This is a genomic window from Pseudomonas sp. BF-R-30, assembly GCF_019956175.1.
Lineage (GTDB): Bacteria > Pseudomonadota > Gammaproteobacteria > Pseudomonadales > Pseudomonadaceae > Aquipseudomonas > Aquipseudomonas jessenii.
Map to the genome: position 1 here is coordinate 1 of NZ_JAHBDE010000020.1, position 25,728 is coordinate 25,728.

Here is a 25,728-nt window from a genome sequence, read left to right on the forward strand (position 1 = left end):
TGCTGGCCATCGTGCCCGGCATCCTCGCGCTGTACTACAGCGATGCCCAGTACCTGCTGATCATCCGGGTGATCCGGATGCTGCGGATCTTCCGCGTGCTCAAGCTCGGCCCGTACTTCAGGCAAGCGCAGAGTGAGGGATTTGCCGATTCCTTGGCCTGGGTGGTCATGCCCGATCATTTCCACTGGTTGATCCAATTGAACAAGGGCTCACTGGGGCAACTGATGTGCCAAACAAAATCCTTGAGCACCCGAGCGGTTAATGCAGCGACTGGTAGAACAGGCAGCCTTTGGCAGCAAGGCTTTCATGATCATGCGCTGCGAAAAGAAGAGGATCTAGTGAAACTGGCTCGATATGTTGTGGCTAACCCGTTGCGGGCAGGGCTGGTCGAGAAGCTTGGCGACTATCCATTGTGGGATGCGATCTGGGTTTGATCTAAAACCGAGTTGTTGCCATTCGCGAGCAAGCCCGCTCCCACACTGGATTTTCAGCGCCCACCAATCCGCTGTGGGAGCGGGCCTGCTGGCGAAGGCCGCGCCGCAGTCTACCGCTCGGGCTCACACCCCTTGAGCACCAACCGGATAATCGTCTGCGCCGCCGCTTCATAGTCCACTTCATCCAGCTTGGCCTTGCCGGTGATGGCGGTGATTTGCCAGTCGAAGTCGGCGTAGGTCTGGGTCGCGGCCCAGATGCTGAACATCAGGTGGTTGGGATCGATGGGGGCGATTTGCCCGCGGTCGATCCAGGTCTGGATGCACTCGATGTTGTGTTTGGCCTGGCCATTGAGCTGTTCGACCAGATCGCTGCTCAGGTGGGGGGCGCCGTGCATGATTTCGCTGGCGAACACCTTCGAGGCGAAAGGCAGGTCGCGGGAGATGCGGATTTTCGAGCGGATGTAGCCGCTGAGCACTTCACCGGGCTCGCCGTCCGGATTGAACGGTGTCGAGGCCTGCAGGATGGGCTCGATGATGCTTTCCAGAACCTCGCGGTAGAGGTTTTCCTTGGACTTGAAGTAGTAGTAGACGTTGGGCTTTGGCAATCCCGCCTTGGCTGCGATGTCGCTGGTTTTGGTCGCAGCGAAGCCTTTGTCGGCGAATTCCTCACTGGCGGCACGCAGGATCAGTTGTTTGTTGCGCTCGCGGATAGTGCTCATAAACCGGGTGATTCCTTGCCTGTTCTGGCGGTTGCGCATGGTATCACCGGCCTCGCGCGGCGCTCAAGAATGCACCGTAGGCTCTTATGTCGCGCTATGCTGCTGCGCATTCATTGCAGAAGGAAACCTGATTCATGGCAGGAAGCAGTTTGCTGGTGCTGATCGACGACATCGCGACCGTGCTGGATGACGTGTCCTTGATGACCCAAATGGCCGCCAAGAAAACGGCCGGCGTACTCGGTGACGACCTGGCGCTCAACGCCCAGCAAGTCAGTGGCGTGCGTGCCGAACGGGAAATCCCGGTGGTCTGGGCGGTCGCCAAGGGTTCGTTCATCAATAAACTGATCCTGGTGCCGTCGGCGCTGGCGATCAGTGCGTTCATTCCGTGGCTGGTCACACCGCTGTTGATGGTCGGCGGTGCCTATCTGTGCTTTGAAGGGTTTGAGAAGCTCGCCCACAAGTTCCTGCACAGCAAGGCTGAAGACGCCGCCGAGCATGCGCAGCTGGTTGAGGCGGTGGCCGATCCTGCCACCGATCTGGTGGCGTTCGAGAAGGACAAGATCAAAGGCGCGATCCGCACCGACTTCATTCTTTCGGCGGAAATCATCGCCATCACCCTCGGCACCGTGGCCGGCGCTCCATTGACCCAGCAAATCATCGTGCTTTCGGGCATTGCCATTGTCATGACGGTCGGCGTGTACGGATTGGTAGCGGGTATCGTCAAGCTCGACGACCTTGGCCTGTGGTTGACCCAAAAACCCGGGCAGATGGCGAAAAGCATCGGTGGCGGGATTCTGCGTGCGGCACCGTACATGATGAAGAGCCTGTCGGTGATCGGCACGGCGGCGATGTTTCTGGTGGGCGGCGGGATTCTCACCCACGGTGTGCCGGTGGTGCATCACTGGATCGAAAGTGTCGGTGCGGCGGCGGGTGGCGGCGGATTTATCGTGCCGGTGTTGCTCAATGGCGTGGCGGGGATTGTGGCGGGGGCGGTGGTGTTGGTTGGCGTGATGGCTGTCAGCAAGATCTGGAAGGCGCTGAAAGGCTGAAAGCAACACAAGGCAAATGTGGGAGCGGGCTTGCTCGCGAAGAGGTCGTGTCAGTCACCAAATAGGTTGTCTGACACACCGCTTTCGCGAGCAAGCCCGCTCCCACAGTGTTTTTCGGTTGCCGGGCTTACTCGGCAACCTGCAACTTGCGCGCTTCGGTGTACACGTAACGCACTTTCTCGTACTCGAATGGCGAGTTCATCTGACCATAGCGGAAGCCGGTCTGGTGGCGCTTGTCGATGCCGCGCAGGATCACGACTTCCGGATGGTTGGAGCTGACTTCGGCCACGTTGAGGAAGTTGATCGCATTCTCGGCCGAGTAATCCACCAGCAGGCCGCCGGTGTCACGCAGGTTCGACGGACCGAGGATCGGCAGGACGAAGTAAGCGCCGCCCGGCACGCCGTAGAAGCCTAAAGTCTGGCCGAAGTCTTCGCTCTGACGCGGCAGGCCCATGGCGGTGGCCGGGTCCCACAGGCCGGCGATGCCGATGGTGGTGTTGAGCAGCAGTCGCCCGGTGGTTTCCAGCGAGCGCTGGCCCTTGAGTTGCAGCAGGCTGTTCATCAGGTTCGGCACGTCGCCGAGGTTGTTGAAGAAGTTGCTGACACCGGTGCGCAGGAAGCTCGGGGTAACGTAGCGGTAACCATTGACCACCGGCAGGAACACCCATTGGTCGAAGCGGTAGTTGAAGTGATAGACGCGCCGGTTCCACTCCTCCAGCGGATCGTAGACGGCCAGCGCGTTGAGCGTCGAACGCTCGAACTCGCGCTGATCCAGGCCCGGGTTGAATTTGAGTTTGCTCAGCGGCTCCTTGAAGCCATCGCTGTCGACGACCACGGGGGCATTGGCTTTGCTGTTGTCTGCATTGGCGACGCCTGCACAGAGTAACGCTGCGAAAAGCAGGAGATATTTAGCCACGGAAAAACTCCAGCATGGCGTCGCTGTTGACGCGGTAGTTAATGTTGCCGCAGTGGCCGCCATACGGGTAAACGGTCAGGCGATCACCGAAGGTCTTGCGCAGGAAGCCCAGGTCGCCAGGACCGAGGATTACGTCATCGGCGTTGTGCATGACCGCGATTTTCGGGCTTTCGTGCAGGTAGTCCTTCAGTGCATACAGGCTCACCTGGTCAATCAGTTGCAGCAGGCTGCCGCCGTCGGTGCGGGCGCGCCACATCGGGATCACTTGTTCGGTGATGTAGCAGTCGAAGTCGCATTGCAGCGCACGCTTGAGGAATGGCGTGAGGCTGGTGCCCTCGGTGATCGGGAACTTGGGTGGGGTGATCAGGCCGCGACGGTTGACCAGGTCCGAAGTGAAGGCGATGTCGGCCGCCGAAAAGCGGAACGAGGTGCCGATCAACATGGCCATCTGCTCGTTGGTCAGGTGCTGCTTGGACTGCTGGAAGTCGTAGAGCAGGGCGTCATTGAGGTCGATGTAGCCCTTCTGCTGGAAGTAGCGGGTGAGCTTGTCCAGTACCAGTTCATAGAATGTGGTGCTGGTGTTGATGCCCTTGACCTCGGTCTGGACCAGCTTGTCGAGGTTGGTGATCGAGGTGTAGAGGTTGACCGGCGGGTTGAGCAGCAGGACTTTCTTGAAGTTGAAGCTGCGGCGGGTTTCGTCCAGGTGAGAGACGAAAGCGGCATCCAGTGCACCCAGGCTGTACCCGGTCAGGTAGTAATCGGTGACCGGCACTTTCGGATTCTGTGCCCGTACGGCCTGCATCACCCGGTACAGATCTTCGGCGTCTTCCTTGGAAACACCCGGCGTGGCGAAGCGCGATGCGGCGCTCATGAAGTCATAGCTGGTGGGCGATGACAACTGCACCACGTGGTAGCCGGCTTTGTAATAGAGCTTCTTCAGGTATTCGTTCAGGGTGCTGTCATAGCGCGCGCCGGTGCCGGCGATCAGGAACATCAGCGGTGCGGCGTGATCCTGTGTGGCAATGCGATAGTCGAGCGTCTTGACCGCCCAGAAGTTGTTCGGCAATTCGAACGCCCGTTCCGGACGCAAGGTGACACTGCGCACCGTCTGATCGATGTCTTCGTCCAGGGGTAACTCCGGACGCAGGTCCGGCGGTGTGGTCGCGATGGTCGCCTCGAACGGGTTGGTCAGGGGGTAGCCATAGCTGGCGGCGTCAATGTCGGCCGCCAGTGCGGACGCACTCAATATAAGGCCGCCGAACAGGGCAGCGAAGCGCAAGGAACGGAGCATGACTAAATCCCTTAGAGGAAGGTACCGAATGAATTTCGCAGGCTATGACCACCGGATTTGCGCCAAAGTGCCAACCCTCGGCACCAAACAGGCTTAATTTCGAAGTAATAGTAGCTGGACGATACACTTTGCAGCGATTGAAAGACCAGTTAACAGTTGTTATCGCTTGCGAAACGCTTAAGGGCGATTAAGCTGGCCGCCGCTTTTCGCCAATTGGAGTGTTTCATGTCTCGCCGCTTGCCCGTGATTCTGCTGCTTGTTTTGCTGCCTTTATGGCTGGCCGCCAGTTATGGCGCGCGCTATGGCTTCATGGAGGATGCGCAGTGGGTTGGCATTTGTGTGGATGAAGCGAATCGTTGGGAATGCCTGGTACGTTCGAACCTGGGGCTGATGATCCATTTCGGGGTGTTGGGCTGGGCTGCGCTGGGTGCGGCGATCATCGGCTTTGTCGTGCCGGGGCGGGCAGGCTGGTGGCTGGCGGTGCTGGCGCTGGTGTTCGGTTTTCCGGCACTGGCGTTGTACAACACCACGCTGGCAGTGTTTGCGGTGGTGATTGCGGGGTTGCGGTTGGTCAGGGCTTCTCGCAGCGCTTAAAAGTCCGTCTTCGCGAGCAAGCCCGCTCCCACATTTGATCTTTATCGCACGCAAACATTGTGTTCACAGAAGATCTACTGGGGGAGCGAGCTTGCTCGCGATGAGGTCAGTCAGGTCGCTAAAGAGTTAAACCTTGCGAACCCGCAAGCAGCGCCACAACGCAGCCACGATCAACACACTCACCAGCGCCCAACCCCAGGCCTGCTGGTTCTGCAAACCTTCACGGTACAGCTGCGGTGCAATGCCGGCACCGATGATGAAGGTCAGCAGCGCAATCTCGCGGCGCGGCACGTTCACCGGGCGGCACAGATAGACCAGTGCCGGCACGATGAACGCGACACTCGGGAAGCTGCGATAACGCGGATCGAGCACCAGTTCCAGCATCATCACGGCTGCTGCGAAACCTGTCGTTGCAACCAGCCAGCCAGCTCGGCGCTCAAGCAGGTTGAAAGCTCGCCCACGCCAACCGTTGCGAGGGCTCAATGTCAGCGCGGCATGGGCCAGCACCAGCAGATTCAGAGCGGTCAGCAATCCGACCCATAGCCATTCACTGGTGAAACGCGTGGTCACCCGTGCCAGGTCGCCCCAGGCGCCAATCGAACACGCAGCCAAGGCACCGAGCAGGGGCAGCACCAGTGCCGACCGCGTCGTGCGGACCCGACCGCCGAGCAGCAAGGTGCCGATGAAAATCAAGCCGCCCACCGCCAGCCACTGCGACCAGTACGGTACGTTTGTCACGGGCCCCGCCAGCACGTCCTTGTCCTGGCGATCGGCGTCGAACAAGCCCCAATATCCACCGACCGCACCTTCACTGGCGCGTTTCCAGGGCTGGTCGAAGGCTTCGATCAGGTTGTAGTGCCAACCCTGTTGCTCGGCCATGGCGACAAAGCCGCGAATGAACTTGGCTTCGTTGACCCGGCTCGGCAGGGCCGTTTCGCGCTGGCGACCTTCGCTTGGCCAGCCGGTTTCGCCGATCAGCACATCCTTGGGTGCGAATTTGTTGCCGAACACCTGGCGTACATCGGCCACATGTTGCAGGGCAGCGTCGATGTTCGACGGATCATCTTCCCAGTAGGGCAGCAAGTGAATGGTCAGGAAGTCCACGGCGGGGGCAATTTCCGGATGCTTGAGCCAGAACTCCCAGACGTCGGCGTAGGTGACAGGCTGTTTGACCTGGCTCTTGACCTTGTTGATCAGCTTCGCCAATTGCGCGCCAGTGACTTCCTTGCGCAGCAGGGTTTCGTTGCCGACGATCACTGCGCTCACCACATCCGGGTTGGCATTGGCCGAGGCGATCAGCAGGTCGACTTCTTTCTCGGTGTCCACCGGGTTGCTGTTGACCCAGGCACCGATCATCAGCTTCAAGCCATGCTTGCGCGCCAGGTCCGGCAGGGCTTCGAGGCCGGTCATGGAATAGGTGCGGATGCATTCGAAGCTTTTGGACAGCAGCGCGAGGTCGGCATCCATGCGCTCGGGGCGCAAGTTGAATGGCACGTCAAGCGGCGATTGATCCTTGTCGAACGGGGTGTAGGAGGCGCATTGCAGCTTGTGCGTCGCGCTGGCGACGTCCGGTAGGATCACCGGTTTGCCGAGGCCGTACCAGAAGCCGCCAAGGGCAAACAGCCCGAGCAGGCAAGCGAATAGATAAGCAGCAAAAGGGAAGCGGGAGGTCGCGGACATGGTCAGGCCGTGTGGGAGCAAAGCGGCGCATGTTACCTGCATTTGCCGCGTGCTTGGTGGCCTGCATGATTTTGACATGCAAAGTTCGAGCGGATTGGCAGGGGTGTTTGTTGCGCTGAAGATTAATGGCTTTCTGATGTCGTTTCTCGATGCCTTGAGGTCGCTGGCAGAGCAGGTCGCCATGAGCGTCAGGTTGATTATCGCAAGTGTCAGTACTCCGCTGATGTTCGAACGAGTTTGCGGTGGGCGTGATGGGGGCGCTGTGCACCATAACAATACGTTTAAGCGACTCGGCATCCGTCGAGCGCAGCACTTTCGGGGAAGTAACGATGAAGATGCGACGACTCTTGGGCGCAGGTGCGGCTTTGGTGCTGGCGATCAGTTCGGCCGTGGCGAGCGCCGCCGGCAAGGACGTGACGCTCGGTTATGTCGACGGTTGGTCGGACAGTGTCGCCACGACCAACGTGGCGGCTGAAGTGATCAGGCAGAAACTCGGTTATGACGTGAAGCTGCAAGCCGTCGCTACCGGGATCATGTGGCAGGGCGTGGCCACCGGCAAACTCGACGCCATGCTGTCGGCCTGGCTGCCGGTGACCCACGGTGAGTACTGGACGAAGAACAAGGATCAGGTCGTCGACTACGGCCCGAACTTCAAGGACGCGAAAATCGGCCTGATCGTGCCGGAGTACGTCAAGGCCAAGTCCATTGACGACCTCAAGACCGATGACACCTTCAAGAACCGCATTGTCGGCATCGACGCCGGTTCAGGCGTGATGCTCAAGACCGATCAGGCGATCAAGGACTACGACCTGACGGGTTATCAACTCAAGGCCAGTTCTGGCGCCGGCATGATCGCCGAGCTGACCCGTGCCGAGAAGAAGAACGAATCCATCGCGGTCACCGGGTGGGTACCGCACTGGATGTTCGCCAAGTGGAAACTGCGCTTCCTCGAAGACCCGAAAGGCGTGTACGGCGCGGCTGAAACCGTGAACAGCATCGGCAGCAAGGGTCTGGAAGCCAAGGCGCCGGAAGTGGCCAAGTTCCTGAAGAACTTCCAGTGGGAATCCAAGGATGAAATCGGCCAGGTGATGTTGGCGATTCAGGATGGTGCCAAACCTGAAGCCGCGGCGAAGGATTGGATCGCCAAACACCCTGAGCGTGTGGCTGACTGGACTAAATAACAGGCACCTCGCTTTAAATTGTGGGAGCGGGCTTGCTCGCGAAAGCGGTGTAACAGTCAACAATAATGTTGAATGTTATGGCCTCTTCGCGAGCAAGCCCGCTCCCACACTTGTGTATGGCGTACTGAAATTTGGCGAAAACCCCCATGGGGTTCTAAGACTAAGGTCGTCTGGAACCTGCCCCGCAGCCGCATAGAGTGGATACCGTTCCAACTAAATCTGTGCTGCGAGGATAAAAACAATGAACGACAGCATTTACCTCTCGATTCAAAACAGCCCGCGCTTCAAGGAGCTGGTTAGCAAGAGGGAACGATTCGCCTGGATTCTTTCGGCGATCATGCTAGGGCTTTACTCCGGATTCATCCTTCTGATTGCCTACGGGCCGCAGGTGCTGGGGGCGAAAATCAGCCCTGAGTCCTCGATTACCTGGGGCATACCGATCGGTATCGGGCTGATCGTTTCGGCTTTCATCCTGACCGGTATCTACGTACGACGCGCCAACGGCGAGTTCGACGACCTGAACAATGCGATTCTCAAGGAGGCTCAGCAATGATCCGCCGTCTAATGGCTCTTTTGAGCATCGCAGCTTTCGCACCTGGCGCCTGGGCGGCTGACGCCCTGACCGGTGCCGTGCAGAAGCAACCGCTTAACGTGTCCGCGATCGTGATGTTTGTCGCCTTCGTCGGTGCCACCCTGTGCATCACCTACTGGGCTTCCAAGCGTAATAATTCGGCAGCCGACTACTACGCCGCTGGCGGCAAGATCACCGGTTTCCAGAACGGTCTGGCGATTGCCGGTGACTACATGTCGGCTGCGTCCTTCCTGGGTATTTCCGCGCTGGTGTTCACCTCTGGCTACGACGGCCTGATCTACTCGATCGGCTTCCTGGTGGGCTGGCCGATCATTCTGTTCCTGATCGCCGAGCGTCTGCGTAACCTGGGCAAATACACCTTTGCCGACGTGGCGTCCTATCGCCTGGGGCAAACCCAGATCCGCTCGCTGTCCGCTTGTGGTTCGCTGGTGGTGGTGGCGTTCTACCTGATCGCGCAAATGGTCGGTGCCGGCAAGCTGATCCAACTGCTGTTCGGTCTCGATTACCACGTTGCGGTGATCCTGGTCGGTATTCTGATGTGCCTTTACGTGTTGTTCGGCGGCATGCTGGCGACCACCTGGGTGCAAATCATCAAGGCTGTCCTGCTGCTGTCCGGCGCTTCCTTCATGGCGCTGATGGTGATGAAACACGTCAACTTCGACTTCAACATGCTGTTCTCCGAGGCGATCAAGGTCCACCCGAAAGCTGATGCGATCATGAGCCCTGGCGGCCTGGTGAAAGATCCGATCTCGGCGTTCTCCCTCGGTCTGGCGCTGATGTTCGGTACCGCTGGCCTGCCACACATCCTGATGCGCTTCTTCACCGTGAGTGACGCAAAGGAAGCTCGCAAGAGCGTGTTGTACGCAACCGGTTTCATTGGCTACTTCTACATCCTGACCTTCATCATCGGCTTCGGCGCGATCCTGCTGGTCAGCACCAACCCGGCTTTCAAAGACGCTGCTGGCGCCTTGCTGGGCGGTAACAACATGGCGGCGGTGCACCTGGCCAATGCGGTTGGCGGCAGTATCTTCCTGGGCTTCATCTCGGCAGTAGCGTTTGCGACCATTCTGGCAGTGGTTGCCGGCCTGACCCTGGCCGGTGCTTCGGCGGTGTCCCACGACCTGTATGCCAGCGTGATCAAGAAGGGCAAGGCCAACGAGAAGGACGAGATTCGCGTCTCGAAAATCACCACCATCGCGCTGGCGGTGTTGGCGATCGGTCTGGGCATTCTGTTCGAAAGCCAGAACATCGCGTTCATGGTGGGCCTGGCGTTCTCCATCGCAGCGAGCTGTAACTTCCCGGTGCTGCTGCTTTCCATGTACTGGAAAAAGCTGACCACTCGCGGTGCGATGATCGGTGGCTGGATGGGGCTGGTCAGTGCCGTGGGCCTGATGGTGCTTGGTCCGACCATCTGGGTGCAGATCCTGCATCACGAGAAAGCTATCTTCCCGTATGAGTACCCGGCGCTGTTCTCGATGATGATTGCCTTTGTCGGGATCTGGTTCTTCTCGATCACTGACAAGTCGACTGCTGCGGATAATGAGCGGGCGTTGTTCTTCCCGCAGTTTGTTCGTTCGCAGACGGGGTTGGGGGCGAGTGGGGCGGTTTCACACTAAGGCTTCGAGATTGTTTGTGTAAGTTGGGTTAAACAGAAATGCCCCGGTCGAGAGATCGGGGCATTTTTTTATTGGGCGGTAATCGACCCGGTTTTTTGGATTTGCCCGTTTTACTGTAGGAGCGAGTCTGCTCGCGAAGACTTTGTGTCAGTTGGAGTGTTTTTTGAGGGGGTACATATCCATTCCTTCGGTAACGGCGACTTATGGTTTCGCCCTTACGGCGAGTCCCTTTTGTCAAACGACACAAAAGGAACCAAAAAGTCTCGCCCCGAACGTACGGCCCCTCGCCAGGGCTCGGGGTTCCTTCGCTCCGGCATTCATCCGGGGGCATCGCCCTCCGGTTGGCTTCGCTGGCACCTACATGCGATGAGTTCGACTGCGTCGAACGGCGCTGCGCGCCAATCCCCGGATAAACACCTCCGCTCAGCCTGCCGAGGGGGCGGGTGGATCAAGATCAAAAGCTGCAGGCGAGCTAACGCTCGGCCTGATGAGTGGTGAAGAGCGTGGGGGTACGCGGCCCTGCTTTTGCTCTGCTCTTCTGTGGGAGCGAGCTTACTCGCGATGGCGACCTGTCGGCCGATCGAAATTCTGCAGCGAGCTCAACCAGCAACCAGGCCGGCCGGTAGGCCGCCTCGGGTTAGCCGCCCCCGGCCATGGATGGCCGATGGCGGCGGGCCCACGGAGCAGGACCGGAGCGAGGGAATGCCGAGCCTGGGCGAGGCACCGAATGTCAGGGGCAAAAGCGCTTGGTTACTTGGCGCTTTTCCAAGTGACCCGCCGTAAGGGCGGAACCAATAGCGGCCGTAACCGCAGAAACGGATATGTACACCATCAAAAAAGCGCACAAACAAAAACGGCCTCCTGCTCTTTATATAAAAAGCAGAGGCCGTTCCCGGTACAACTCAACACGCTACAGCAAGACAGATCTTACTTGCGGTCTTCCAGCTTGGTGATGTCACGCGACTCGTAGCCGGTGTACAACTGGCGCGGACGGCCGATCTTGTACGGGCTGGAGAGCATCTCTTTCCAGTGGGAGATCCAGCCGACGGTCCGCGCCAGGGCGAAGATCACGGTGAACATGCTGGTTGGAATGCCGATCGCCTTGAGGATGATCCCCGAGTAGAAGTCGACGTTCGGGTACAGCGAGCGTTCGATGAAGTACGGGTCGGTCAGGGCGATCTCTTCCAGGCGCATGGCCAGTTCGAGTTGCGGATCGTTCTGGATGCCCAGTTCCTTCAATACTTCGTCGCAGGTCTGCTTCATGACCGTGGCGCGCGGGTCGCGGTTTTTGTAAACGCGGTGACCGAAGCCCATCAGTTTGAACGGATCGTTCTTGTCCTTGGCCTTGGCGATGAACTTGTCGATGTTCGAAACATCGCCGATTTCATCGAGCATGGTCAGTACGGCTTCGTTCGCACCGCCGTGGGCAGGGCCCCACAGTGCAGCGATACCGGCGGCGATACAGGCGAACGGGTTGGCGCCCGAAGAACCCGCCAGGCGCACGGTGGACGTCGAGGCGTTCTGCTCGTGGTCGGCATGGAGGATGAAGATCCGGTCCATGGCCTTGGCGAGTACCGGGCTGATCGGTTTGATCTCGCACGGGGTGTTGAACATCATGTGCAGGAAGTTTTCCGCGTACGACAGGTCGTTGCGCGGGTACATCATGGGTTGGCCCATGGAGTACTTGTAAACCATTGCGGCCAGGGTCGGCATCTTGGCAACCAGGCGGATCGCGGAGATTTCGCGATGCTGCGGGTTATTGATGTCCAGGGAGTCGTGGTAGAACGCCGAGAGGGCGCCGACTACGCCGCACATGACGGCCATCGGGTGGGCGTCGCGGCGGAAGCCGTTGAAGAAGGTCTTCAGCTGCTCGTGAACCATGGTGTGGTTCTTCACGGTGCTGACGAACTGGGCCTTCTGTTCTGCGGTCGGCAGTTCGCCGTTGAGCAGCAGATAGCAGGTTTCCAGGTAGTCCGACTTTTCAGCCAGCTGTTCGATCGGGTAGCCGCGGTGCAGCAGAATGCCGTTGTCGCCGTCGATATAGGTGATCTTCGACTCGCACGAGGCGGTCGACATGAAACCAGGGTCAAAGGTGAAACGGCCCGTGGCCGTCAGGCCCCGAACATCGATAACATCGGGACCAACGGTGCCGGTTAAAATGGGCAGCTCGACGGGGGCTGCGCCCTCGATGATCAACTGCGCTTTTTTGTCAGCCATGTGGCCTCCTATTTATGCTTGAAATCATCAGACAGACCCCCCACGCAGGGCCCGCACCACTATAGTGAGATAAATTCGAATGTCAATTTGCCTAAAGTCTTGCTCCAGAAGGCTTTAACCGGACTTTTTTCTCGAAATTGGCTGCCATTTACGCCTTTTATGTCAGTTGCGCAATCAGCTGTTTGGGTTAGGTGTTTGCGTTGTCATTAGTAGCCTAACTGTCTATACTCGGCCACCGACCGCCAAGGGCTTTTGGGCTTGCTTTCATTGGGGGTCGCATCCCTGGGTGGTGGTTACCTGACCAGTGCACTCCCCAACAACTTTGCCCTGATTGTTAGGGGCTCTTCAGTGTGAAAAAAAAGCCGTGAAAAGCCAACGACCTGTAAACCTAGACCTAAGGACCATCAAACTCCCAGTCACTGCTTACACGTCCATCCTTCACCGAATCTCCGGTGTCATCCTCTTCGTGTGCCTTGCCATCATGCTTTACGCATTGGACAAGTCGCTGAGCTCCGAGGAAGGCTTCGGTCAGGTGAAAGCGTGTCTGACCAGTCCGCTAGCCAAGCTAGTGACATGGGGCATCCTGTCCGCTCTGCTTTATCACCTGGTAGCCGGTGTGCGCCATTTGATGATGGACATGGGCATCGGTGAGACGCTGGAAGGCGGCAAGCTGGGCTCGAAAATCGTTATCGCCGTTTCCGTGGTGGTAATCGTTCTGGCAGGAGTTTGGATATGGTAACTAACGTCACGAACCTGTCGCGTTCGGGCCTCTATGACTGGATGGCGCAACGTGTGTCTGCGGTCGTTCTCGCGGCTTACTTCATCTTCCTGATCGGATACATCGTGGCCAACCCTGGCCTCGAGTACGCCCAGTGGCATGAACTGTTCGCCCATAACGGAATGCGTATTTTCAGCCTCCTGGCCCTTGTTGCCCTCGGCGCTCACGCCTGGGTCGGCATGTGGACCATCGCGACCGACTACCTGACGCCAATGGCGTTCGGCAAGTCCGCGACCGCTATACGTTTCCTTTTCCAGGCAGTCTGCGGCGTTGCGATGTTCGCTTACTTCGTCTGGGGCGTGCAGATTCTCTGGGGTATCTGAGTCATGGCTAACATTCCAACGATTTCTTTCGACGCCATCATTATTGGTGGTGGCGGTGCCGGCATGCGCGCAGCGCTGCAACTGGCACAGGGCGGTCACAAGACTGCCGTGATCACCAAGGTTTTCCCGACCCGTTCGCACACTGTATCCGCCCAGGGCGGCATCACCTGCGCGATCGCGTCCGCTGACCCGAACGATGACTGGCGCTGGCACATGTACGATACCGTCAAGGGTTCCGACTACATCGGTGACCAGGACGCTATCGAATACATGTGTCAGGAAGGCCCGGCTGCCGTTTACGAGCTGGACCACATGGGTATGCCATTCTCGCGTACCGAGCAAGGTCGTATCTACCAGCGTCCATTCGGCGGTCAGTCCAAGGACTACGGTAAAGGCGGCCAGGCTGCGCGTACTTGCGCTGCGTCCGACCGTACCGGTCACGCTCTGCTGCACACCCTTTATCAGGGCAACCTGAAAGCCGGTACCGTGTTCCTGAACGAGTACTACGCTGTCGATCTGGTGAAGAACGGCGAAGGCGAGTTCGTCGGCGTGATCGCCATCTGCATCGAAACCGGCGAAACCACCTACATCCGCGCCAAGGCCACCGTACTGGCCACCGGCGGTGCAGGTCGTATCTACGCTTCGACCACCAACGCCCTGATCAACACCGGTGACGGCGTTGGCATGGCGCTGCGTGCTGGCGTACCGGTACAAGACATCGAAATGTGGCAGTTCCACCCGACCGGTATCGCCGGCGCGGGTGTACTGGTTACAGAAGGTTGCCGTGGTGAAGGTGGATACCTGATCAACAAGCACGGCGAGCGTTTCATGGAGCGTTATGCTCCGAACGCCAAAGACCTTGCCGGTCGTGACGTTGTTGCCCGTTCGATGGTTAAAGAGATCATCGCCGGCAACGGTTGCGGTCCGAACGGCGACCACGTGATGCTCAAGCTCGACCACCTGGGCGAAGAAGTGCTGCACAGCCGTCTGCCAGGCATCTGCGAACTGTCGAAGACTTTTGCGCACGTTGACCCGGTTGTTGCTCCGGTTCCGGTTGTTCCGACCTGCCACTATATGATGGGCGGCGTTGCCACCAACATTCATGGCCAGGCAATCACCCAGAACGCCGAAGGCGTGGACGAGATCATTCCTGGTCTGTTCGCTGTAGGTGAAGTGGCTTGCGTATCGGTTCACGGTGCCAACCGTCTGGGCGGCAACTCGCTGCTCGACCTGGTGGTATTCGGCCGTGCTGCCGGCCTGCACCTGGAAAAGGCGCTGACCGACGGTATCGAATACGACGAAGCCACCGACGCCGACATCCAGGCTGCCCTGGCGCGCCTGTCCGCCCTGAACGAGCGTACCGAAGGCGAAGACGTGGCAACCCTGCGTCGCGAGCTGCAAAACTGCATGCAGAACTACTTCGGTGTATTCCGTACCGGCGAATACATGCAGAAGGGTATTGCCCAGCTGGCTGACCTGCGCAAGCGCATCGCCAACGTGAAGATCAACGATAAGTCGCAGGCGTTCAACACTGCACGTATCGAAGCTCTGGAACTGCAGAACCTGCTGGAAGTGGCCGAAGCCACCGCCATCGCTGCCGAAGTGCGTAAAGAGTCCCGTGGTGCTCACGCCCGTGAAGACTTCGAAGATCGTGACGACGAAAACTGGCTGTGCCACACCCTTTACTTCCCGGGTGACAAGCGCGTGACCAAGCGTGCCGTGAACTTCTCGCCGAAGACTGTTCCGACTTTTGAACCTAAGATTCGGACTTATTAAGGGTGGCCGCCATGTTGCAAGTCAGCGTTTATCGTTACAACCCTGATCAGGACGCCGCGCCGTTCATGCAGGAATTCCAGGTTGATACCGGTGGTAAAGACCTGATGGTGCTGGACGTGCTGGCCCTGATCAAAGAGCAGGACGAGGGTTTCTCCTATCGTCGCTCTTGCCGTGAAGGTGTTTGCGGTTCCGACGGCATGAACATCAACGGCAAAAACGGCCTGGCGTGCGTCACGCCGCTGTCTGCTGTCGTAAAAGGTAACAAGTTGATCGTTCGTCCTCTGCCAGGTTTGCCGGTTATCCGTGACCTGGTCGTCGATATGAGCATCTTCTACAAGCAATACGAAAAGGTTAAGCCATACCTGCAGAACGACACGCCGGCTCCGGCCATCGAGCGCCTGCAGTCCCCTGAAGAACGTGAAAAGCTGGACGGTCTGTACGAGTGCATCCTGTGCGCTTGCTGCTCGACTTCCTGCCCGTCCTTCTGGTGGAACCCGGACAAGTTCCTGGGTCCAGCTGCCCTGCTGCAAGCGTACCGCTTCCTGGCAGACAGCCGTGACACCAAGACGTCCGAGCGCCTGGCTTCGCTGGATGACCCGTTCAGCGTATTCCGCTGCCGCGGGATCATGAACTGCGTCAACGTATGTCCGAAAGGCCTGAACCCGACTAAGGCCATCGGTCACATCCGTAACATGTTGCTCTCAAGCGGCGTGTGATTCAGCTGCTGTACCCGCTGTACCCGTAGATGCTACGGCGCAGGCTTCAACCGGCGCCGTAGTTTTAACCTGAGCAGCAGCTTAAAAGGCTGCGGCTCTTATTTTGAAGAAATGAGACAAGCAGGGGCATCCGGGCTGGTACCCGGACTATCAGTGTGATCCTAGTGGCTTGTTTTGGTCGCTGCATTCGGACTTCTGCAAGTTTGCTCGGTGTCGACATCGATGGTGTTCCCCTAACCGAGGGTGACCAAGCATGCAAGAAAGCGTGATGCAGCGCATGTGGAACAGCGCCTACCTATCCGGTAGTAACGCTGCCTATGTGGAAGAGCTTTACGAGCTCTACCTGCACGACCCTAACGCTGTGCCAGAAGAGTGGCGCACCTACTTCCAGAAGTTGCCTGCTGACGGCAACTCTGCCACCGATGTTTCGCACTCCACAATTCGCGATCATTTCGTCTTGCTGGCAAAGAACCAGCGCCGCGCCCAACCGGTTTCCGCCGGCAGCGTGAGCAGTGAGCACGAGAAGAAGCAAGTTGAAGTGCTGCGATTGATCCAGGCCTACCGTATGCGTGGCCACCAGGCAGCCCAGCTTGACCCGCTGGGGCTGTGGCAGCGTCCTGCACCTGCAGACCTGTCGATCAATCATTACGGCTTGACCAATGCCGATCTTGATACGACCTTCCGTGCCGGCGACCTGTTCATCGGCAAAGAGGAAGCGAGCCTACGCGAAATTCACGAAGCGTTGCAGCAGACATATTGCCGCACCATCGGCGCTGAATTCACGCACATCACCGATTCCGAGCAGCGCCAGTGGTTCCAGCAGCGTCTGGAAAGCGTGCGCGGTCGTCCGACGTACTCCGCCGACATCAAGAGCCACCTGCTCGAGCGCGTGACCGCCGGCGAAGGCCTGGAAAAATACCTGGGCACCAAATACCCGGGTACCAAGCGTTTCGGTCTGGAAGGCGGCGAAAGCCTGATTCCGATGCTCGACGAGCTGATCCAGCGTTCCGGCTCCTACGGCACCAAGGAAATCGTCATCGGCATGGCCCACCGTGGCCGTCTGAACGTGCTGGTCAACACCTTCGGCAAGAACCCGCGCGAGCTGTTCGACGAGTTCGAAGGCAAGAAGAAGGTCGAGCTGGGTTCCGGTGACGTGAAATACCACCAGGGCTTCTCGTCCAACGTGATGACCACCGGCGGTGAAGTTCACCTGGCCATGGCGTTCAACCCGTCCCACCTGGAAATCGTTTCCCCGGTGGTCGAGGGTTCGGTTCGCGCCCGTCAGGATCGTCGCAACGACCCGACCGGTGAGAAGGTTCTGCCGATCTCCATCCACGGTGACGCTGCATTCGCCGGTCAAGGCGTGGTCATGGAAACCTTCCAGATGTCGCAGACCCGCGGTTTCAAGACCGGCGGTACCGTGCACATCGTGATCAACAACCAGGTCGGTTTCACCATCAGCAACCCGCTGGACTCGCGTTCCACCGAGTACGCGACCGACGTTGCGAAAATGATCCAGGCGCCGATCCTCCATGTGAATGGTGATGATCCGGAAGCCGTATTGTTCGTGACCCAGCTGGCCATCGACTACCGCATGCAGTTCAAGCGTGACGTGGTGATCGACCTGGTCTGCTACCGTCGTCGCGGCCACAACGAGGCCGACGAGCCAAGCGGCACCCAGCCTCTGATGTATCAGCAGATCACCAAACAGCGCACCACCCGTGAGCTGTATGCCGATCGTCTGACCCAGGCCGGTGTGCTGGATGCTGAGCGTGTCAAGGCGAAAGTCGACGAGTACCGCAACGCGCTGGACAACGGTCTGCACGTGGTCAAAAGCCTGGTCAAAGAGCCGAACAAAGAGTTGTTCGTGGACTGGCGTCCGTATCTGGGCCACGCCTGGACCGCGCGTCACGACACTCGCTTCGACCTCAAGACCTTGCAGGAACTGTCCGCCAAGCTGCTGGAAATCCCGGAAGGCTTCGTGGTTCAGCGCCAGGTTGCCAAGATCTACGAAGACCGCCAGAAGATGCAAGCCGGCGGCCTGCCGATCAACTGGGGTTACGCCGAAACCATGGCGTACGCGACCCTGGCGTTCGAAGGTCACCCGATTCGCATGACTGGCCAGGACATCGGCCGCGGTACGTTCTCGCACCGCCATGCTGTCCTGCACAACCAGAAGGACGCGGGCACCTACATCCCGCTGCAGAACCTGTACGACGGTCAGCCACGCTTCGACCTGTACGACTCGTTCCTGTCCGAAGAAGCGGTATTGGCGTTCGAGTACGGTTACTCGACCACCACGCCGAATGCCCTGGTTATCTGGGAAGCCCAGTTCGGCGACTTCGCCAACGGCGCCCAGGTAGTTATCGACCAGTTCATCACCAGTGGCGAGCACAAGTGGGGTCGCCTGTGCGGTCTGACCATGCTGCTGCCGCACGGTTATGAAGGTCAGGGTCCGGAGCACTCCTCGGCTCGTCTGGAGCGTTACCTGCAGTTGTGCGCCGAGCACAACATTCAGGTGTGCATGCCGACGACGCCGGCTCAGATCTACCACTTGCTGCGCCGTCAGGTGATCCGCCCGCTGCGCAAGCCACTGGTAGTCCTGACTCCGAAGTCGCTGTTGCGCCACAAGCTGGCCATCTCGACGCTGGAAGATCTGGCCGAAGGTTCGTTCCAGACCGTTATCCCGGAAATCGATGCCCAAGACCCGAAAAAGGTCGAGCGCGTTGTTCTGTGTAGCGGCAAGGTCTACTACGACCTGCTGGAAAAACGCCGTGCCGAAGGTCGTGACGACATCGCTGTCGTGCGTATCGAGCAGCTGTACCCATTCCCTGAGGACGACTTGAAAGAAGTCCTGGCTCCTTATACCAACGCCAAGCATGCCGTCTGGTGTCAGGAAGAGCCGATGAACCAGGGTGCGTGGTACTGCAGCCAACACCACATGCGTCGCAGCATCAGCAACCTCAACAAGTCTCTCGTACTCGAGTACGCGGGCCGTGAGGCTTCTGCTGCACCTGCATGCGGTTACGCATCGATGCACGCCGAACAGCAGGAACAACTGCTGCAAGACGCCTTTACTGTTTAACGCCTTCGCGCACCTGAAACCGAATTTAAGGAACCACAGACAATGGCTATCGAGATCAAAGCCCCCACTTTCCCGGAATCGGTTGCCGATGGCACCGTTGCCACCTGGCACAAACAACCGGGCGACGCGGTCAAGCGCGACGAACTGATCGTCGACATCGAAACCGACAAAGTCGTGCTGGAAGTGCTGGCTACCGCTGACGGCGTGCTGGGCGCTATCGTCAAGAACGAAGGCGAAACCGTTCTGTCCGACGAAGTTCTGGGCTCCATCGTTGAAGGCGGCGCTGCTGCTGCTGCTGCTGCTCCGGCCGCTGCTGCCGCAGCTCCAGCTGCCGGCGTTGACGAAGACGCTATCGCGGCTCCAGCTGCTCGCAAGCTGGCCGAAGAAAACGGCATCAACCTGGCTTCCGTCAAAGGCACCGGCAAAGATGGTCGTGTAACCAAGGAAGACGTGGTTGCCGCTGTCGAAGCCAAGAAAGCCGCTCCGGCTGCCGCGCCTGCCAAGGCTGCTGCACCTGCCGCTGCCGCTCCGGTATTCGCTGCTGGCGATCGCATCGAGAAGCGCGTACCGATGACCCGCGTACGTGCCACCGTGGCCAAGCGTCTGGTTGAAGCTCAATCGAACATGGCGATGCTGACCACCTTCAACGAAGTCGACATGACCGAAGTCATGGCGCTGCGTTCGAAGTACAAGGACCTGTTCGAGAAGTCCCACAACGGCGTGCGCCTGGGCTTCATGTCGTTCTTCGTGAAAGCAGCCACCGAAGCGCTGAAACGCTTCCCGGCTGTCAACGCGTCGATCGACGGCGGCGACATCGTTTACCACGGCTACGCTGACGTCGGCGTTGCAGTTTCCAGCGATCGCGGCCTGGTTGTACCGGTTCTGCGTAACGCCGAACTGATGAGCCTGGCTGAAATCGAAGGCGGCATCGCCACCTTCGGCAAGAAAGCCCGCGACGGCAAACTGTCGATGGACGAAATGACCGGTGGTACTTTCACCATCACCAACGGTGGTACTTTCGGTTCGATGATGTCGACCCCGATCGTCAACCCGCCACAAGCAGCCATCCTGGGCATGCACAACATCATCCAGCGTCCGATGGCCATCAACGGCCAGGTCGTTATCCGTCCGATGATGTACCTGGCACTGTCCTACGATCACCGTCTGATCGATGGCAAAGAAGCTGTGACCTTCCTGGTGACCATCAAGAACCTGCTGGAAGATCCGGCTCGTCTGTTGCTGGATATCTGATAGAAGCAGCCATGAGCTGCAAGCCCGGGCTGTCGGAAAACCCGCAGCCTGGCTTGCCGCTCGCGGCTTGAAGCTTTTCGCTAAAGAGGATTTTTTGAATGTCGCAGAAATTTGACGTAGTAGTGATCGGCGCTGGCCCTGGCGGCTATGTGGCTGCCATCAAGGCCGCTCAGCTTGGTCTTTCGACGGCCTGCATCGAGAAGTACACCGACAAGGAAGGCAAACTGGCTCTGGGCGGTACCTGCCTGAACGTCGGCTGCATTCCATCCAAGGCCCTGCTGGACAGTTCTTGGAAATTCCACGAAGCCCAGGACGGTTTCGCGATCCACGGTATCAATCACGCTGGCGTGACCATGGACGTGCCAGCGATGGTCGGCCGTAAAGCCAACATCGTCAAAGGCCTGACCTCCGGCGTTGCGACCCTGTTCAAAGCCAACGGTGTGACCTCGATCCAGGGTCACGGCAAGCTGCTGGCCGGCAAGAAAGTTGAAGTCACCAAGCCTGATGGCTCGGTAGAAATCATCGAAGCCGAAAACGTCATCCTGGCTCCAGGTTCGCGTCCGATCGACATTCCGCCAGCTCCGGTTGACCAGAATGTGATCGTCGACTCCACCGGTGCCCTGGAATTCCAATCCGTACCCAAGCGTCTGGGCGTGATCGGTGCTGGCGTGATCGGTCTGGAACTGGGTTCGGTCTGGTCGCGTCTGGGGGCAGAAGTGACTGTCCTGGAAGCCCTGGACACCTTCCTGATGGCAGCGGACACCGCTGTTTCCAAGGAAGCGCTGAAAACCCTGACCAAGCAGGGTCTGGACATCAAGCTGGGCGCTCGCGTCACCGGTTCCAAAGTGAACGGCGACGAAGTCGTGGTGAACTACACCGATGCCAAGGGCGAACAGAACATCACTTTCGACAAGCTGATCGTAGCCGTTGGTCGCCGTCCGGTGACCACTGATCTGTTGGCTGCCGACTGCGGCGTGACCCTGGACGAGCGCGGTTTCGTGCACGTTGACGATCACTGCGCCACCACCGTACCGGGCGTTTACGCCATCGGCGACGTGGTTCGCGGCATGATGCTGGCGCACAAGGCCTCGGAAGAGGGCATCATGGTTGTCGAGCGCATCAAGGGCCACAAGGCCCAGATGAACTATGATCTGATCCCTTCGGTTATTTATACTCACCCGGAAATCGCGTGGGTCGGTAAAACCGAGCAGGCCTTGAAAGCTGAAGGCGTTGAAGTTAACGTCGGCACCTTCCCGTTCGCAGCCTCTGGCCGTGCCATGGCTGCCAACGACACCGGTGGTTTCGTCAAGGTCATCGCAGATGCCAAGACAGACCGCGTATTGGGCGTCCACGTGATTGGCCCGAGCGCTGCAGAACTGGTTCAGCAGGGCGCGATCGGTATGGAATTCGGCACCAGCGCTGAAGACCTGGGCATGATGGTTTTCTCCCATCCGACCCTGTCTGAAGCCTTGCACGAAGCTGCTTTGGCTGTGAATGGCGGCGCCATCCACATCGCCAACCGCAAGAAGCGTTAAGACAATAAGAAACCACGGCGGAATGGCCCGTCGTGAGCCTTGCATGCAAGACTCACCGCGGAATATCCGCTGGACGCAGTCTTGCATAGCTGCACCGGGTATCCGGAAAGGCTATGCAAGCAGCAGTCACAGGTGGTGCGGCACTTGAATGAGTGCAGCACCGAATGCGCAGTACCTAACGAAGACGGTAATAAGCATGAATCTTCACGAGTATCAGGGTAAGCAGCTGTTCGCTGAGTACGGCCTGCCAGTTTCCACCGGTTACGCGGTAGACACCCCGGAAGCAGCAGCAGAAGCTTGCGACAAAATCGGCGGCAGCGAGTGGGTTGTCAAAGCCCAGGTCCACGCCGGTGGTCGCGGTAAAGCGGGCGGCGTAAAGCTGGTTCGCAGCAAAGAAGACGCCAAAGCCTTCGCACAGCAGTGGCTGGGCAAGCGTCTGGTGACTTACCAGACTGACGCCAATGGTCAGCCAGTCACCAAGATCCTGGTTGAATCGTGCACTGATATCGCTAAAGAGCTGTACCTGGGCGCTGTCGTTGACCGTTCGAGCCGTCGTATCGTGTTCATGGCTTCCACCGAAGGTGGCGTGGACATCGAGAAAATCGCTCACGACACTCCAGAAAAAATTCTGAAAGCCACTATCGATCCACTGGTTGGCGCTCAGCCATTCCAGGGTCGCGAGCTGGCATTCCAGTTGGGTCTGGAAGGCAAGCAAGTTGCCCAGTTCGCCAAGATCTTCGTAGGTCTGGCCAAACTGTTCAAGGATCACGACCTGGCCCTGCTGGAAGTGAACCCGCTGGTGATCAAGGCTGACGGCGATCTGCACTGCCTGGACGCCAAGATCAACATCGACGCCAACGCCATGTACCGTCAGCCTAAGCTGAAGACTTTCCACGATCCGTCGCAGGACGATCCGCGCGAAGCGCACGCTGCCAAGTTCGAACTGAACTACGTAGCGCTGGAAGGCAACATCGGTTGCATGGTCAACGGTGCTGGCCTGGCCATGGGTACCATGGACATCGTCAACCTGCATGGCGGCAAACCAGCCAACTTCCTCGACGTGGGCGGCGGTGCTACCAAGGAACGCGTTACCGAAGCGTTCAAGATCATCCTGTCCGACACTAACGTCGCTGCAGTACTGGTCAACATCTTCGGCGGCATCGTTCGCTGCGACATGATTGCCGAAGGCATCATCGGTGCAGTGAAAGAAGTCGGCGTGAAAATCCCGGTTGTTGTTCGCCTTGAAGGCAACAACGCTGAGCTGGGCGCTAAAGTACTGGCAGAAAGCGGTTTGAACATCATCGCTGCTACCAGCCTGACCGACGCTGCTCAACAAGTTGTCAAAGCTGCGGAGGGCAAATAATGAGCGTCCTGATCAATAAAGACACCAAAGTTATCTGCCAGGGTATTACCGGTTCGCAAGGTAGTTTCCACACCCAGCAAGCCATCGAGTACGGCACCAAGATGGTTGGTGGTGTAACTCCAGGCAAAGGCGGTACCGAGCACCTGGGCCTGCCAGTGTTCAACACCGTTAAAGACGCTGTAGCTGCCACTGGCGCCACCGCCAGCGTGATCTACGTTCCGGCTCCTTTCTGCAAAGATTCGATCCTGGAAGCTGCTTTCGGCGGCATCAAGCTGATCGTGTGCATCACCGAAGGCATTCCTACCCTGGACATGCTGGACGCTAAAGTTAAGTGCGACGAGCTGGGCGTAGTCCTGATCGGCCCTAACTGCCCAGGCGTGATCACCCCAGGCGAATGCAAGATCGGCATCATGCCAGGTCACATTCACTTGCCAGGCAAGGTCGGTATCGTTTCCCGTTCCGGCACCCTGACCTACGAAGCTGTGAAGCAGACTACTGACGCCGGTTTCGGTCAGTCGACTTGCGTCGGCATCGGTGGTGACCCGATCCCGGGTTCGAACTTCATCGACATCCTGAAGCTGTTCCAGGAAGACCCGAAGACCGAAGCGATCGTGATGATCGGTGAGATCGGCGGTTCGGCTGAAGAAGAAGCGGCTGCCTACATCAAGGCACACGTGACCAAGCCGGTTGTTTCCTACATCGCTGGTGTGACTGCTCCTCCGGGCAAGCGCATGGGCCATGCTGGCGCAATCATCTCTGGCGGCAAAGGTACTGCAGACGAGAAATTCGCTGCTCTGCAAGACGCAGGCGTTAAAACCGTGCGTTCGCTGGCAGACATCGGCAAGGCCCTGGCCGAGCTGACTGGTTGGGCTGTCAAGTAAGCCTCGCGCTTAGCTGACGCTTCACCAAACAAAGGCCACCTTCGGGTGGCCTTTGTCGTTTCCGGGATTTGTGTTGGCGGTACCGGCCTCTTCGCGAGCAAGCCCGCTCCCACATTTTGTACGCGTACCAATGTGGGAGCGGGCTTGCTCGCGAAGGCGGACTTACAGGCGCCAACCATTTACATGCGAAAATGCGACACGCAAATGTCGTAGATCGGATAGTTCGCCCTCTAACAGTGCGTTTATCGGTCAAATTCGTTAGTCTATGCGCCATTTTTGCGTCTGCGGCCCACAAGGCGCGCAACGCGCTAAAAGGGTCGGTCTTATACGGACTGACAGCATTTCCCTCACCCATAGGGAAATCCCTCTCTAAATTCCGATTCAGTAGTGTGGTATTTCCTTAATGAAAGTGTTGAAAGGCCAGGACATCCTGGCACTTGGTTTTATGACGTTTGCCCTGTTCGTCGGGGCTGGCAACATCATCTTCCCACCTATCGTCGGTTTACAGTCCGGGCCCAATGTCTGGATGGCGGCGCTGGGTTTCCTGGTCACCGCAGTTGGTCTGCCGGTGATCACCGTCGTGGCGCTGGCCAAGGTCGGCGGAGCAATGGATGCCTTGAGCAGCCCGATCGGTAAAGTGGCCGGTGGCCTGCTGGCAGCGGCTTGCTACCTCGCTGTTGGCCCGCTGTTCGCGACGCCACGTACCGCGACGGTATCCTTCGAGGTGGGTCTGGCGCCCCTGACCGGCGAGAGCCCGCTGGCTCTGTTCCTCTACAGCTCGGTTTACTTCCTGCTGGTGTTCTTCATCTCGCTGTATCCGGGCCGTTTGCTGGATACCGTAGGACGCTTCCTCGCGCCGCTGAAGATCATCGCCCTGGCCGCGCTGGGCATTGCAGCATTCGCCTTGCCGGCCGGTGACATTGGCCATGCAACCCCTGAATACGTTGCAGCACCGTTTTCCCAAGGCTTCATCAATGGTTACCTGACCATGGATACCCTGGGCGCCCTGGTGTTCGGCATCGTCATCGTCAACGCCATCCGTTCCCGCGGCGTCGAGTCGCCAGCCCTGATCACCCGCTATGCGATCATCGCTGGCCTGATCGCCGGCGTGGGTCTGGCACTGGTGTATGTCAGCCTGTTCCGCCTCGGTTCGGGCAGCCATGAAGTGGCCGCTGGCGCTACCAATGGCGCGGCGGTATTGCACGCTTACGTGCAGCACACCTTCGGTTCGCTGGGTAGCGGTTTCCTGGCCGTGCTGATTTCCCTGGCATGCCTGGTGACCGCGGTCGGCCTGACCTGTGCCTGCGCCGAGTACTTCAGCCGTGTGGTGCCGTTGTCTTACAAGACACTGGTAATCATCCTGGCGGCGTTCTCGCTGCTGGTGTCCAACCTGGGCCTGACCAAGCTGATCGCGTTCTCGATCCCGGTACTGACCGCGATCTACCCGCCGTGCATCGTTCTGGTGGCGTTGAGCTTCTGCAAGGACTTCTGGCATGAGCAGGGTCGTATCCTCGGCCCGGTGATGCTGGTGTCGTTCATCTTCGGCCTGATCGATGCCCTGAAGGGGGCCGGCCTGGCGGACTGGATGCCAACACAAATGGCCCACCTGCCGCTTAGCGAGCAGGGCCTGGCGTGGTTGGTGCCGTCGGTGATGACGCTGGTGGTCGCCGTGGTCTGCGACCGTCTGCTGGGCAAGCGCGAAGAAGCGCTGGCTTAAGCTTTACCGGCCCG

At 58.7% G+C, this 25,728-nt stretch carries 20 protein-coding genes and 2 pseudogenes; 17 read left to right on the forward strand and 5 right to left on the reverse strand.

Annotated elements, in window-relative coordinates:
• Together KGB20_RS12030 and KGB20_RS12035 are read left to right on the forward strand one after the other, a co-directional pair.
• A pseudogene (locus KGB20_RS12030) lies at window positions 1-128 on the forward strand (ion transporter); the annotation flags it as partial.
• Window positions 117-434: pseudogene (locus KGB20_RS12035) on the forward strand (REP-associated tyrosine transposase); the annotation flags it as partial. The pseudogenes KGB20_RS12030 and KGB20_RS12035, both read left to right, overlap by 12 nt.
• Window positions 435-544: 110 nt before the next feature.
• On the opposite strand, the gene KGB20_RS12040 reads toward KGB20_RS12035, so the two are convergent.
• Window positions 545-1,153 carry a TetR/AcrR family transcriptional regulator gene (locus KGB20_RS12040; RefSeq protein ID WP_150814896.1) on the reverse strand — a complete coding sequence of 203 codons (609 nt, stop codon included), beginning with the start codon at window positions 1,151-1,153 and terminating at the stop codon, window positions 545-547.
• A 134-nt stretch (window positions 1,154-1,287) separates the two neighbouring features.
• Here KGB20_RS12040 and KGB20_RS12045 point away from each other — a divergent pair, with 134 nt between their 5' ends.
• Window positions 1,288-2,202 (forward strand): DUF808 domain-containing protein, encoded by a 915-nt coding sequence (locus tag KGB20_RS12045; protein WP_150814895.1) that lies wholly within the window; start codon window positions 1,288-1,290, stop codon window positions 2,200-2,202.
• Window positions 2,203-2,329: 127 nt separating this feature from the next.
• Here KGB20_RS12045 and KGB20_RS12050 read toward each other — a convergent pair whose 3' ends face one another.
• Together KGB20_RS12050 and KGB20_RS12055 are read right to left on the reverse strand one after the other, a co-directional pair.
• Window positions 2,330-3,118 carry a VacJ family lipoprotein gene (locus KGB20_RS12050; protein WP_057715837.1) on the reverse strand — a complete coding sequence of 263 codons (789 nt, stop codon included), beginning with the start codon at window positions 3,116-3,118 and terminating at the stop codon, window positions 2,330-2,332.
• Window positions 3,111-4,409 (reverse strand): serine/threonine protein kinase, encoded by a 1,299-nt coding sequence (locus tag KGB20_RS12055; protein ID WP_057715836.1) that lies wholly within the window; start codon window positions 4,407-4,409, stop codon window positions 3,111-3,113. Before KGB20_RS12055 ends, KGB20_RS12050 begins: the two co-directional genes overlap by 8 nt.
• A 225-nt stretch (window positions 4,410-4,634) precedes the next feature.
• Between KGB20_RS12055 and KGB20_RS12060 the strand changes: the two genes are divergently transcribed.
• Window positions 4,635-5,003: a hypothetical protein gene (locus KGB20_RS12060; RefSeq protein ID WP_057715835.1), complete on the forward strand. Its 369-nt coding sequence runs from the start codon at window positions 4,635-4,637 to the stop codon at window positions 5,001-5,003.
• Window positions 5,004-5,129: 126 nt separating this feature from the next.
• On the opposite strand, the gene KGB20_RS12065 is transcribed toward KGB20_RS12060, so the two are convergent.
• Window positions 5,130-6,725 carry a beta (1-6) glucans synthase gene (locus KGB20_RS12065; protein ID WP_223532350.1) on the reverse strand — a complete coding sequence of 532 codons (1,596 nt, stop codon included), beginning with the start codon at window positions 6,723-6,725 and terminating at the stop codon, window positions 5,130-5,132.
• A 287-nt stretch (window positions 6,726-7,012) separates the two neighbouring features.
• On the opposite strand from KGB20_RS12065, the gene KGB20_RS12070 reads away from it, so the two are divergent.
• From KGB20_RS12070 to KGB20_RS12080, 3 genes are all read left to right on the forward strand, one after another.
• The gene (locus KGB20_RS12070) at window positions 7,013-7,864 is read left to right on the forward strand and encodes a glycine betaine ABC transporter substrate-binding protein (RefSeq protein WP_057715833.1); all 852 of its coding nucleotides are present in this window, start codon (window positions 7,013-7,015) and stop codon (window positions 7,862-7,864) included.
• Window positions 7,865-8,105: 241 nt separating this feature from the next.
• On the forward strand, window positions 8,106-8,417 hold the full coding sequence (locus tag KGB20_RS12075) for a DUF485 domain-containing protein (protein ID WP_102669691.1): 312 nt from the start codon (window positions 8,106-8,108) through the stop codon (window positions 8,415-8,417).
• Complete coding sequence (locus tag KGB20_RS12080; protein ID WP_154909967.1) at window positions 8,414-10,072, forward strand: cation acetate symporter; 1,659 nt, start codon at window positions 8,414-8,416, stop codon at window positions 10,070-10,072. Before KGB20_RS12075 ends, KGB20_RS12080 begins: the two co-directional genes overlap by 4 nt.
• 927 nt (window positions 10,073-10,999) lie before the next feature.
• Here KGB20_RS12080 and gltA read toward each other — a convergent pair.
• Window positions 11,000-12,289 (reverse strand): citrate synthase, encoded by a 1,290-nt coding sequence (gene gltA / locus KGB20_RS12085; RefSeq protein WP_007977501.1) that lies wholly within the window; start codon window positions 12,287-12,289, stop codon window positions 11,000-11,002.
• A 364-nt stretch (window positions 12,290-12,653) separates the two neighbouring features.
• Between gltA and sdhC the strand changes: the two genes are divergently transcribed.
• The 10 genes from sdhC to brnQ all read left to right on the forward strand — a co-directional run bounded on the left by sdhC (window position 12,654) and on the right by brnQ (window position 25,714).
• A complete protein-coding gene (gene sdhC, locus KGB20_RS12090; protein ID WP_057715829.1) occupies window positions 12,654-13,028 on the forward strand; it encodes a succinate dehydrogenase, cytochrome b556 subunit in 375 nt (124 codons plus the stop codon).
• Complete coding sequence (gene sdhD / locus KGB20_RS12095) at window positions 13,022-13,390, forward strand: succinate dehydrogenase, hydrophobic membrane anchor protein (RefSeq protein ID WP_008049683.1); 369 nt, start codon at window positions 13,022-13,024, stop codon at window positions 13,388-13,390. Before sdhC ends, sdhD begins: the two co-directional genes overlap by 7 nt.
• A gap of 3 nt (window positions 13,391-13,393) precedes the next feature.
• Window positions 13,394-15,166: a succinate dehydrogenase flavoprotein subunit gene (gene sdhA, locus KGB20_RS12100; RefSeq protein WP_057715828.1), complete on the forward strand. Its 1,773-nt coding sequence runs from the start codon at window positions 13,394-13,396 to the stop codon at window positions 15,164-15,166.
• A gap of 11 nt (window positions 15,167-15,177) precedes the next feature.
• The gene (locus tag KGB20_RS12105) at window positions 15,178-15,882 is read left to right on the forward strand and encodes a succinate dehydrogenase iron-sulfur subunit (protein WP_008063297.1); all 705 of its coding nucleotides are present in this window, start codon (window positions 15,178-15,180) and stop codon (window positions 15,880-15,882) included.
• 253 nt (window positions 15,883-16,135) lie between these two features.
• Window positions 16,136-18,967: a 2-oxoglutarate dehydrogenase E1 component gene (locus KGB20_RS12110; protein ID WP_154860745.1), complete on the forward strand. Its 2,832-nt coding sequence runs from the start codon at window positions 16,136-16,138 to the stop codon at window positions 18,965-18,967.
• A 42-nt stretch (window positions 18,968-19,009) separates the two neighbouring features.
• Entirely contained in the window at window positions 19,010-20,218 is a 1,209-nt protein-coding gene (gene odhB / locus KGB20_RS12115; RefSeq protein WP_223532352.1) for a 2-oxoglutarate dehydrogenase complex dihydrolipoyllysine-residue succinyltransferase, read from the forward strand.
• A gap of 98 nt (window positions 20,219-20,316) precedes the next feature.
• Window positions 20,317-21,753: a dihydrolipoyl dehydrogenase gene (gene lpdA, locus KGB20_RS12120; RefSeq protein WP_007998079.1), complete on the forward strand. Its 1,437-nt coding sequence runs from the start codon at window positions 20,317-20,319 to the stop codon at window positions 21,751-21,753.
• A gap of 196 nt (window positions 21,754-21,949) precedes the next feature.
• Window positions 21,950-23,116 (forward strand): ADP-forming succinate--CoA ligase subunit beta, encoded by a 1,167-nt coding sequence (gene sucC / locus KGB20_RS12125; protein ID WP_007919879.1) that lies wholly within the window; start codon window positions 21,950-21,952, stop codon window positions 23,114-23,116.
• Complete coding sequence (gene sucD / locus KGB20_RS12130; RefSeq protein ID WP_007919877.1) at window positions 23,116-23,997, forward strand: succinate--CoA ligase subunit alpha; 882 nt, start codon at window positions 23,116-23,118, stop codon at window positions 23,995-23,997. The genes sucC and sucD overlap by 1 nt, the downstream gene beginning before the upstream one ends.
• Before the next feature lie 403 nt (window positions 23,998-24,400).
• Entirely contained in the window at window positions 24,401-25,714 is a 1,314-nt protein-coding gene (brnQ, locus tag KGB20_RS12135; protein ID WP_154860743.1) for a branched-chain amino acid transport system II carrier protein, read from the forward strand.
• The last annotated feature ends 14 nt before the right edge of the window (window positions 25,715-25,728 follow it).